At 69.8% G+C, this 10,622-nt stretch carries 9 protein-coding genes; 4 read left to right on the top strand and 5 right to left on the bottom strand.

Annotated features, from left to right (window positions below):
- Positions 1-207 precede the first annotated feature (207 nt).
- Positions 208-828 (top strand): hypothetical protein, encoded by a 621-nt coding sequence (locus tag ACQPYZ_RS34575; protein ID WP_433163429.1) that lies wholly within the window; start codon positions 208-210, stop codon positions 826-828.
- Positions 829-880: 52 nt separating this feature from the next.
- Here ACQPYZ_RS34575 and ACQPYZ_RS34580 read toward each other — a convergent pair whose 3' ends face one another.
- Positions 881-1,276: a RidA family protein gene (locus ACQPYZ_RS34580; RefSeq protein WP_433163430.1), complete on the bottom strand. Its 396-nt coding sequence runs from the start codon at positions 1,274-1,276 to the stop codon at positions 881-883.
- Between the two features lie 149 nt (positions 1,277-1,425).
- On the opposite strand from ACQPYZ_RS34580, the gene ACQPYZ_RS34585 reads away from it, so the two are divergent.
- Entirely contained in the window at positions 1,426-2,472 is a 1,047-nt protein-coding gene (locus tag ACQPYZ_RS34585) for a phosphotransferase family protein (protein WP_433163432.1), read from the top strand.
- A gap of 9 nt (positions 2,473-2,481) precedes the next feature.
- On the opposite strand, the gene ACQPYZ_RS34590 is transcribed toward ACQPYZ_RS34585, so the two are convergent.
- A complete protein-coding gene (locus tag ACQPYZ_RS34590; RefSeq protein WP_433163434.1) occupies positions 2,482-3,042 on the bottom strand; it encodes a cysteine dioxygenase in 561 nt (186 codons plus the stop codon).
- On the bottom strand, positions 3,039-3,944 hold the full coding sequence (locus ACQPYZ_RS34595) for an amidohydrolase family protein (protein WP_433163436.1): 906 nt from the start codon (positions 3,942-3,944) through the stop codon (positions 3,039-3,041). Before ACQPYZ_RS34595 ends, ACQPYZ_RS34590 begins: the two co-directional genes overlap by 4 nt.
- A gap of 113 nt (positions 3,945-4,057) precedes the next feature.
- Here ACQPYZ_RS34595 and ACQPYZ_RS34600 point away from each other — a divergent pair, with 113 nt between their 5' ends.
- Positions 4,058-5,089 (top strand): LacI family DNA-binding transcriptional regulator, encoded by a 1,032-nt coding sequence (locus ACQPYZ_RS34600; protein WP_433163438.1) that lies wholly within the window; start codon positions 4,058-4,060, stop codon positions 5,087-5,089.
- Positions 5,090-5,173: 84 nt separating this feature from the next.
- On the opposite strand, the gene ACQPYZ_RS34605 is transcribed toward ACQPYZ_RS34600, so the two are convergent.
- Together ACQPYZ_RS34605 and ACQPYZ_RS34610 are read right to left on the bottom strand one after the other, a co-directional pair.
- Positions 5,174-8,080, bottom strand: coding sequence for a M36 family metallopeptidase (locus ACQPYZ_RS34605; RefSeq protein ID WP_433163439.1), 2,907 nt, complete (start codon positions 8,078-8,080; stop codon positions 5,174-5,176).
- A 91-nt stretch (positions 8,081-8,171) separates the two neighbouring features.
- A complete protein-coding gene (locus ACQPYZ_RS34610; RefSeq protein ID WP_433163441.1) occupies positions 8,172-9,170 on the bottom strand; it encodes a hypothetical protein in 999 nt (332 codons plus the stop codon).
- A 158-nt stretch (positions 9,171-9,328) separates the two neighbouring features.
- Between ACQPYZ_RS34610 and ACQPYZ_RS34615 the strand changes: the two genes are divergently transcribed.
- Positions 9,329-10,621: an ABC transporter substrate-binding protein gene (locus tag ACQPYZ_RS34615; protein WP_433163443.1), complete on the top strand. Its 1,293-nt coding sequence runs from the start codon at positions 9,329-9,331 to the stop codon at positions 10,619-10,621.
- Position 10,622 lies beyond the last annotated feature (1 nt).

Raw genomic sequence — 10,622 nt, forward strand, 5'->3', positions numbered from 1 at the left:
CTGCCTCACGGACGAAGTGCTCATGAGCCCACTGCACACCGCTCGCTGCCCGGTCAGGAGTGTTCTCACAGGCCTCTCACACCGGCCGCGCGAGCTCTCACGGCGTTCTCACGGGCACTCATTCCGGACACGACTTCGCGCTGACGCCGGGAGTCCGCATACTTACGCGTGGCAATCACGGCCCACAGACGAAGGAAAGAACACCCAGTGACCGAATTGGACATCGCTGCCCCGACCGAGCAGTTCTTCTCTGCGCAGACCCGGGAGGCGCTGGCCGAGGCGAGCCGCCGGCTGGCGGAGCGTCTCCAGGCCCACACCGACGCCCTGCTCGCGATGACCGGCGACGAGGAGCAGGCCGCGCTCTACGAGCAGAACGCCGCGCTCGAGGAACTGGTCGAGGGCTGGAACGACGCCGTCTTCGAGCACACCGGTACGGCGCCGCTGCTGCTGGAGGACGGCGCCGACGACGAGGACGACGAGGTCGAGGAGGACCACGTGCTCAGCGTCGTGTCCCGGTTCGACCTGCGCGTGGTCGACCTGGACGCGCTGCTCGAGGCCGGCCGGGCCGCGCAGCAGCGGCACCCGGCCGAGCTGGACGAGGGCGGCGAGCCGGAGCCGGTGGACTCGGCCGAGCAGGCGATCTACGAGATCAGCCGCGAGGTCGGCGAGGCGTGGTTCGAGCTGCCCGGTATCGAGATGGTGGCCGGCGCCCGCGCGTACGTCGTACCCGAGTCGCCGTTCGAGCCGCTGGACGCCGACGCCGAGGACGTCGTCACCGAGCTGATCGCCCCCAACGGCACCGCCACCCACGCGGAGACTTGGGCCTGACGCCGTGGCCTGAGGTCGGAGCCCCGGGTGGACGGTCCGTCCGCCCGGGGCCTCAGGCCATCGCGACCGCTTCGATCTCGAGCAGCCATTCCTCGGCGTAGATGTCGCAGATGATCACGGTGAGCGCGGGTGCGTGCTGGCCGAGGACCTCCTCGCGGATCTTCGAGTTGAGCGCGCGGTACTGCCGGTCCGACAGGTAGGTCGTCACCTTCACCAGGTTGAGCACCCCCATCCCGGCCTCACCGAGCACCGCGAGCACGTTCCGCCAGACCATCCGGCACTGCGCCTCGAAACTCTCCGGCACCCGGCCGTGCTCGTTGCCCCACGGCACCTGACCGCTGACGAACACCATCCGCTGGGCGCCGTCCACCTGCACCCCGTGCGTGTAGTTGCCCGTCGCCGCCGGCAGGATCGCCGGATTCAACGGCACGATCGCAAGCTCCGCCATCGATGAATCCCCTCCACTCCGCCCAGACCCACCCCGAGCGCCAATACCCCACCATGTCTACCCCGCCGACCCCGAACCGCCAACCGCAGACCCGCATCGATGAGGAACCGACAACCAAGCGACACGTCCGCGCAGCTAAGGTCCCTCGAGTGGAACGAACGGTCGAACGCCTCCTGGGAGTCCGCGTCGTCGACCGTGCCGACCTCGGCAGCAGTAACCTCGCCCCGGTCGCCCGCCTCGTCCTCGACCGCGAGTACGACGGCATCGGCCGCACTGTGATCGTGAAGGGCCGCCGCCTGGACAACCTCGCCTGGGGAACCGGCGACGCCTTCCAGCGCAACGAACGCCGAGCGCTCGAACACCTCCAGCCCACCGGCCTTGCACCGAAACTGCTGGCCACCAGTGTCGGCACCGACGAGTACGACCAGGTGCTGGTGCTGTCTGATCTCGGCCCCGGCCCGACCGTCCAGCAGTTGCTGTTCGGCGACGATCCGGAGGCGGCGACCGAGGGCCTGCTCGCGATGGCCCGGCTCGCCGCCGAACTGCACACCGCGGTCGACCCCGACTTCGAGGCGGCTCACGAGATCCAGTTCCTCGACCAGCCCCTGAACCTCTGGCCGCCCCTCGTCGAGGCCGCGGCCGAGCTCGACTTCCCGCCACCGGGCGACGTCGAGCTCCGCCGACTGGCCGACGATCTCCAACGCCGGACCGCCTTCACGCACGGCGATTTCACCCCGGGCAACGTCGTACTGGGCAACGGCGAAGCCCGCCTGGTGGACCTGGAAGGCGCAGGCCGCCGTCACCCCGGCCTGGACGCCGCCTGCCTACGCCTCCCCTTCCCGCACTACGGCTACTGGGCCACCATCCCCGACCAGGTCCTCAACCAACTCGACGCCACCTACCGATCCGCCACCGGCGACCCGGCCCACGACGGGATGATGGCCACCGGCTCCGCGGCCTGGGCCATCATCCGCGCCTCCCGCCTCCGCCTGATCGCGTCATCCGACCAGGCCCCGGCCGAGGCACTGAGACGCCGTACGCAGATCGTCCACACACTGACCGCAGCAGCAGCCTGCATGCGAGCCGTCTACCCGAACCTGAGCAGCTGGCTCGACCAACTGTCCGACGCGATGCGACTGCGCTGGGCCGAAGCCCGCCAACCACCCCGCACCTTCCAGGGCTTCCGCTCGGTGTAGCTCCGCTGGTCAGTCCAGGGGGCGGAGTTCGTCGGCGTAGGAGACGGAGACTCGGCGGAGGACGCCTTCCTTGACGGAGTACTGGCCCATGCGCCACAGGGGCGGGCTGTAGGCGTGGACGGTGACGCTGCCTTTGTCGAGGCCGGTGAGGCGGTGGATGTGCTCGGGGCCGAAGCCGTAGACGTCGCCGGCCTGGACGACGGTCTCGACGGACTCGGTGCCGATGGCGAGGTTGTGCTCGACCAGTTTGCCGCGGGCGACCGCGACCGCGCCGGAGGAGATGTCGTGGTCGTGCCAGCCGGTGTCGTTGACCGGGGTCCAGCAGATCAGCCAGACGTCGACGTTGGCGTCGCGGTGCAGGGAGGCGAAGACGCGCTCCTCGTCGCTGTACGCGACCTTGTCCTCCCACAGGTGCGGCTGGGCGGCGATCGACGCGGCGAGCTCGGACAACTCGGCCGGGTCGAGGTCGCGACCCGGAAGGTCGTCCAGCGACACACAGTTGTTGAGCTCCACGAGCCGGCTGGCCTGGCGGGCCGGGACGACGGGTACGTCGATGGGCTGGGCAGTCACTGCACTCCCCTCTCAGGAGATGGTTGCCCGGCCCCGTGCAGGAGCCGGTGTGGGTTGTCGTGGCGGATCACCGCGGTCGCGGCGGCGCCTTGGCGGTGGTCGGTGATCCCGGCGTACGGCCGGTCGGTGCCGTGCACGACCTGGTCGATGCCGAGGATCCGCGCGACCGCGTCGATCCCCTGCGGGCCGTAGCTCGAGGTGTCGACGTACAGGTTGGGGTCGATGGTGCCGAGCCGGCCGCCGCGCGCGGTCAGCCGTTCGTGGTGGACAGGCGCGAGGCCGGCCGCGGCGACGAAGCAGATCCGCAACCGCGGGAAGTCGCGGCGCCCGCCGTACGCGTGCCAGGCCCACCACGCGGCCTGCAGCTGGCTCGAGTAGTCGACGACCGGCGCCCACCAACCGGGCGATTCGTCGACCGGTACGGCGGCGCCGGGGTGGACGAGGACCGGCTTGTTCAACCGCTCGACGGTCGCGAGGAGCTCGCCGTGCGCGTTCCATCCGGCCGGTGTCCCGAGCACCTGAGCAGGCAGCTGCAGTCCGACGAATCCCTTGCCCAGCAAGGTTTCCAGGCCGCGAACGTCCGGATCGACCACACTGACCGAAGCCCACGCCTTGAACGGCCTCGGCAGCCCGGCGGCACCGACGTGCCAGGCGTCGAGCAACGACGCGTCGTCCAACTGCTCGATCCCCAGCGGACTCGACAGCGACACCACTGCCAGCGCCGTCCCGGCGTCCCGCTCCAGCGCGACCCGCTTGTCGACGGCGTGGGCCGCGGGATCGATCTCGTACGGCGCCTCGGTCTCGGTGTGCAGCGTCCAGCCGTCGAGGTACGGCGGCGTGCGGCGCGCCCGGAGCCGGTCGACGAACTCCGCCGGCCACAGGTGCTGGTGGACGTCGATCACGGCTTCACCTCCCGGACCTGATCAGATTGAAGCGCTTCAAGCTGCCTAGAGTGAAGCGCTTCAATACCTCGCTTGTCAAGTTTGTGTCCGTGCAACGGGCTAGGGTGCACCACATGTCCGGAAACGGCCGGAGGCCAACCCTCAAGGACATCGCCGCGGAGACCGGCCTGTCGATGGCGGCCGTGTCCTACGCGCTGCGTGGCCTGCACGGGACGCCGGAGACCCGGCAGCGGGTCCAGGACGCGGCCGAGCGACTCGGCTACCAGGCCGACCCGGTCGCTCGCGCGCTCGCGTCCGGCCGGAGCGGCTCGGTCGGCGTACTGTGCGCCTCCCTCGAGGACCTCTGGCAGCAGCGGCTCGCGGCCGCGCTCGGCCGGGAGCTGCTGGCGCCGGACCGGAACGCCTTGATCATCGACTCGGCCGGCGACGCCGACCGCCAGCTCGAGCTCGCCCAGCACCTGGTCGACCACCGCGCGGACGCGATCGTGGTGATCCCGGTCAACCCGGCCGCGAAGGGCTGGGCCCGGATCGCCCAGCAGGCGCCGGTGATCGCGATCGGCGACGCCCTCGCGGGGGCGAAGGCGAAATCCGACGTGATCTTCGACAACGAGACCGGCGTCAGTACGGCGCTGCGCACCCTGGCCGGCGCGGGCCACCGGACCGTGGCCGTACTCAGCCCGTCGCACCGCTTCGAGGCCCAGCGCCCGGCCGAGGAGATCGCGCAGCGGGTCGCGGCCGGGCTGAAGCTCAAGATCAGGATCGTCACCTGTCCGCACGACCTGCCCGGCGCCACCGAGGTCGCCCGCGACCTGCTCAGCGGCCCCTCGCGCCCGACCGGCATCCTGGCGCTCGCCGACTCGATGGCCTTCGGGGTGTACGCCGCCAGTCGCGAGCTCGGCCTCCGCGTCCCGGACGACCTGTCCCTGCTCGGGTACGACGACCAGCCGATGTCCCAGCTGCTCACGCCGCCGCTGTCCACCTTCCACTGGCCGCTCGAGGACCTGGTGAACGACGTCGTCGCCCGGGTCACGTCCGCGGTCGACACCAACCGCCGCGTCCGCCGTACCACCGTCGCGCCGACCCTGATCGAACGCGGCTCGGTCGCGGCACCTCCGGGAAAGCTTCACCCCGCGAAACTAGACTAACTCAGTACACTTTCCGACCGCTGTCCAGCATGCGGAAGGCCGGCCGAGCTGGGTGCTCGGCCGGCCTTCGCGGGAGTACTGCGTCTACTTGGTGCCGAAGACCTGGAGTTCGGTCATGTCGGTGAACTGGCAGCCGCCGAAGGCGCCGTCGGGGCAGTTCGTGGCGAAGTCGGGCACCTGCGGGCTGAGCATCCAGAACCGCACGTACTGGATCCCGGTCGCGTTGCCGGACGCGTTGACCAGGTTGTACTTGCCCCGGTTCTCCGCGGTGAAGGTGCCTTCCGCCGCGGTCGCCCAGGTGGTGCCGTCGGCCGAGGTCTCGATCCGGTACTGACCGGTCGACGAGCTGCCCGGGTCACCACAGGTGTTCGACGGGTCGACGTTGAACGCGCTGATGTCGACCGTCTCCGGAAGCTTGATGTCGATGTGCTTCGGGATCATCTGGTTGGTCGGCGTCGCGTTGTCGTCACCGGTGGTGCTGCCCCAGCCGGTGCCCTGCGCGTTGTCGATGGCGTAGTCCGGACCGCACTGCGGGCTGTAGTCCGGCCCGTTGAAGTCGACCACCGAACCGCCGCCGGACGACGCCGCCCAGTTGCGGCGCGGCTCGAAGTTGGCGGTGGCCCCGGCCTTGACCGTGACCGGCTGGACGATCAGCTCGTAGCCCGGAGCGGACACGACGACCTTCGGGTAGGTGCCCGGGGCAACACCGGTGATGGTGAACGTGCCGTTCGCGTCGGTGGCGTCGGCGTAGTCGCCGGCGAAACCGGAGGCGTGACCGCCGACGTAGACCAGCGCACCGGCCACCGGAGCACCGGTGTCCTTGTCCTTCACCGTGCCGGTCAGCGTGGTGGTCGCGCCCGTCGGCGGCTTGTGGAAGTCCTCCGCCGGGAACGCGTCCCCGCCGTCGACGACACCGGCGTACCAGCCCATGCCGCGGTTGGCGAACACGGTCCAGATGATGTCGGCGTTCTTGCCGCCGCTGGCGACCAGGTCGGCCTGCACGACCGCGTTGCGCATGTCGAGCATGGTCGGGTCGTTCGGCGCCAGCTCCATCGCGCGGGTGATGATGCTGACCGCGTAGCTGCGGCCGAACCGCTCCCGCAGGTCCCACAGCGTCTGCGCCCAGACCTCACCCGAGGCGTGCACCTGGGGGGCGCCGCCGATGGTCGGGAAGTCGCCGTAGGTGTAGCCGCCCTGCGAGCCGTCGGCGGCGACACAGGCCGCGGCCTTGGCCCGGACCCGGCAGTCGATGGCCTGGGTACGGATCGAGCCGCCACCGGTGACGTACTTGCCCTCGAGGATCTCGCCCGGCGCGGTGGTGTCCTTCTCCAAGCCGTGCGAGACCAGGTAGTCGAGCGCGTAGAAGTCGCTCCACGCCTCACCCATCGCGCCGGCCTGGATGCTGTTCAGCGTCGAGTTGCCGGTCGCGTCGACGACCAGGCGGTTCGACAGACCGTGGCCGTACTCGTGGTACAGGATGTCGGCCGCGTTGGACGAGCTGGTCGCCACGGTGGTGGTGTCGCCCGGCGTACCGAACAGGTACATCTGCATGGTCGGCGGGATGCCGTCCGGCGGGGTGTTCATGTTCGCGTTGTTGACGTGGTTCGCGTCCGGTCCGCCGTTGGCGGCGGTGGCCGCGCCGTCCAGCGCGTTCAGCAGGACCGGGTCGCCGCCCGCGGCGTCGAACGAGCCGGCCGCCGGGGTGAAGCTGATCGGCGGCTTGGCCAGCCAGTCGTGGAAGTTGCTGGCCAGGTAGAAGCCGTTGGTGACGTCCTGGTTCACGTTGGTCTTCCAGGAGTCCGGCTTGGCCGGGTCCCAGGAGCAGACGAACGTCGCCGAGCACAGCGATCCCGGCGCGGTGAACGGCGTCAGCTTGTACTCCGCCGTGGTCCGGGTGCCGGGCACCTTGACCGTCTCGCCGGCGTCCGGCTGGTTGTTGTCGTTCACGTCCGCCCAGGCGGCGACCGACGTACCCTCGAGCAGGGTCTTGGCGTTCTTCGGCAGCCACTTGTTGTAGATCAGGTTCTCGACCCGCTGCGTCCCGCCCTTGGCGGCGCCCGGGTAGTTGTCCTGGACGAGCGCGTCGCCGACACCGTCGCTGGACAGGTTCCGGCGGTAGAGCAGGCCGCCGGTCTGGGCGTCGATCACGTGCGTGTAGATCTTCGTGCCGCCGGTGTTGACGTACGTCATCCAGCCCTTGCGCAGCCCGTCGGCGGTGTGGAACCACACCTGCTTGACGACGTCGCCGTTGCTGAACTTGGTCTCGGCGCCGGTGGTCTTCGCGGTCGCGGACTTCGCCGTCCCGCCGATGTCCTCGGCGGCGGCGCTGCGAGCGGCCGCCGCGGTCAGCTTCGGCGCGGCCGCGGCGGACCGGCCCTGGGCCTGGGCGGTGAGGCCGGCGACCGGCGAGCCCATGACCGAGATCAGCTGGCCGTTCTTGGTGACGTTGGCCTTCAGGCCGTTGCCGAACACCTCGATGCCGTCGACCACCTGGGTCCAGAAGATGTGGTGGGTGCCGAGGTCGTCGACGTAGTCCTTGCGCAGCTTCAGCGTGGCCAGGTCGTCGGCCGAGAGCTTGAAGACCTCGGGGTGCGCCTTCACGTAGGCCAGCGCGATGTCCTGCGCCTTCTTCGCGCTCTTGCCGGTCAGGAAGCCGTCCAGCTTGGTCACCTGGGCGGGCGTGCCGGTGTTCGGGTCCACCTCGACGACACCCTGGGTGCCGAGCGAGTTGCGGAACTTCTCCGACGCGGCGGTCTCCTTGCCGGCCACCTTCGCGGCCCGGGCGTACGTCGTCTTGGCGCTGGGGGTCCGGGCGTCGTAGTTGCCCTTCTGCTCCCGCCCCCCGAGGTGCTCGCCCTGGGCCGCCTTGCCCTGGTCCGGGCCGGCGGTCTGCGCGGCCGTGGCACCGCCGGCGGCGGTCACGACCAGCACAGTGGCGGCGGAGACGGCGGTGGCTGCCAGGAGCCCCCGCCCTCTGCGTGATGTGGTCACAAACGCTCCATGGAGTTGTGTGCGCGGATCGCCCTCCACGACCCGTCCCGGGGGTGACCCTAAGCCTGGCGGGGGCCCCGGGGAAGGGAAATCACCGGATTGGCGTGGAGACGAGGGTTGTCCTTCGTGTGCGGAAGAGTACTAGGAGCGACAGCAGAACGGTTGCACCCAGCCACAGTCCGGTTGCTGTGAGTGTCGCTCCGCCTGGGTGGACGATCGATTCGCCCCGCTGGGCCTGCCAGGTGACCAGCCAGATCAGACCGGCGTACGACGCCGCGCCGACGGCCACCAGCGCGGTCCGGGGACCCTCCGGACGCAGAGCCGGGAAGCGGCGCGCGAGCAGAACGAGGCCCAAGGCAAGCAACGGGATCGCCTGCAGGGCGTGGACGCCGAGGAAGTGACCGATCCTCAGGTCGCCGCCCGTCGTGCTCCAGCCGGTGACCGGCAGACCGCCGCCGCCGTCCTCGACGCCGACCGAGTGCGACCCGAAGTGCAGTTGCTTCCCGGCCTCGGCGGCCTCGCGTTCCTGGGCCGGCGTCGACCGGAACATCAGGTTGCCGAGCAGCATGCCGGCGAGCGTCGTACCGAGGGCCAGCCGGATGCTCCAGCGCAGCGCCCGGTCTCCCGGCTTGTCGAACAGCAACTGGATCGCGATCACGAGTACGGCGGCCCAAACCAGGTAGATCGTGGTCGCCATGACGTTGTGGATCAGTTGGTCGGTCGCGGTCGAGACGTTGAAGTGCAACTGCCGCCCGCGGACCACGACCTGTCCGGCGATCAGGACCATCTCGGCCGCGACGCCGGCCGCGACGACCGTCCCCATCCACCAGCCGAGCCGCCGGGCCTTCGTCTGCAGCGACAGCATCCAGGCCAGCGTGACGCAGTAGATCCCCAGGCTGATGGCGAACTTCAGCGGCTTCATCCAGATCGGGTGCCCGATCAGCACCCGGTCGTCGAGCAGCGCTCCGCCGATCCCGATCAGCGTCATCACGGCCAGGCCGATCGACACCGCGACCAGGGGCCGGTGCAGCCGGGCGGGTCTGGGCGGAAGAGTCGGTACGGCGTCCGGCCGCGCGGTCATCGTGGTCATGTCCCGATCCTCGGCAGCGGACGCCCGCGAGGCAGGAGCGTCAGCCCCACCGGCGGGGTGGATCTTCCTCTACCCCTAGGGGTCCGCGCCCTTGACACGGTTTCGGCCTGCGGGCGTAAGGTGACGAGAAATCGATTTCCCACGTTGGAGGTCCGCTGATGTCCCTGCTCAGCCGTCGAACGTTTCTGCAGGCAGCGGGCGGTACGGCGCTCGCCGGGGCGCTGGCCGGATGCGGTGGGGGTGACGACAGCGGCGGCGGCTCGTCGACGAAGGAGCTGTCGTTCGTCTACATGGGCACGGCCGAGCAGCAGGCCACCTGGAACAAGCTGTTCGCCAAGTTCGGCGAGCAGCACCCGGACATCAAGCTCAAGGCCGAGGGCATCCCGCTGTCGAACTGGGGCGACTTCTTCAACAAGCTGTCCACCCGGCTGGCCGGCGGCCAGGTGCCGGACGTGATCCAGGTGGCCACCGAGGGACAGCGGCTGTTCGCGTCGAAGGGCCTGCTCGCGCCGCTCGACGACTACATCGCCAAGGACAAGGCGACGATCGACGAGTACTACGCCGACATGGACCCGAACCTGATCGAGTGGAACAAGAAGTACAGCTCCACCGACGGCAAGACGTACTACCTGCCGGGCGAGTTCAACACGATGTGCATGTGGTACTCGAAGGAGCTGTTCGCGAAGGCCGGCGTACCGGAGCCGAAGGCGACCTGGACCTGGGACGACTTCCGGTCCGCGTGCGAGCAGATCAAGGCGAAGACCGGGGCGTTCGGCTACGCGGCCGGCCCGGAGTACTTCGCCGCGATCATGCCCTGGCTGCTGACGAACGGCACCAGCAGCTTCAGCGACGACTGGTCGACGCCGACGTACGACGACCCGAAGGTGATCGAGGCGGCCGAGTTCAACCGGAAGCTGGTCGCGGACAAGCTGTCGCCGCCACCCGGCGGCACGTTCGACGCGACCACCGCGGCCGCGCAGGGCAAGCTGGCGATGTTCGGCGGCGGCCGGTGGCCGATCATCAGCATCCGGAACCTGAAGGCGACCGCGAAGATGGGCATCGTGCCCTGGCCGGCCAAGGCGGAGCAGGGCTCGCCGGTCGGCTGGAACGGCTACCCGATCATAAAGGCGTCGAAGAAGAAGGACGACGCCTGGACCTTCATCAAGTTCCTGATCTCGAAGGAAGGGTCCTCGTTCTTCGCCCAGCTCGGCGGCACCATCGTGCCGGCCCGCAAGTCGATCGCGAACAGCGAGTCGTTCCTGACCGACGCGCCGAAGGGCACCGAGTACCTGTACCAGGCGCTCAGCTACGCGACGCCGATCCCGTCGCCGGACAAGGGCGCCGCTGTCCAGAAGGCCGTCGAGGACGGCTGGAAGCAGGTGCTCACCGGCAACGCGTCCCCGGGCGACGCGCTCGGCAAGGCGCAGACCGCGCTCGAGGGGCTGGTCTGAC

The organism is Kribbella sp. CA-247076 (assembly GCF_050942445.1).
Lineage (GTDB): Bacteria > Actinomycetota > Actinomycetes > Propionibacteriales > Kribbellaceae > Kribbella.

What these genes read in the sequence shown, in the direction of transcription:
- ACQPYZ_RS34580 (WP_433163430.1), bottom strand. Translation starts at nt 1,276, where the DNA reads ATGGCGGAGCTTGCGATCGTGCCGTTGAATCCGGCGATCCTGCCGGCG.
- ACQPYZ_RS34600 (WP_433163438.1), top strand. Translation starts at nt 4,058, where the DNA reads ATGTCCGGAAACGGCCGGAGGCCAACCCTCAAGGACATCGCCGCGGAG.
- ACQPYZ_RS34610 (WP_433163441.1), bottom strand. Translation starts at nt 9,170, where the DNA reads ATGACCACGATGACCGCGCGGCCGGACGCCGTACCGACTCTTCCGCCC.
- ACQPYZ_RS34615 (WP_433163443.1), top strand. Translation starts at nt 9,329, where the DNA reads ATGTCCCTGCTCAGCCGTCGAACGTTTCTGCAGGCAGCGGGCGGTACG.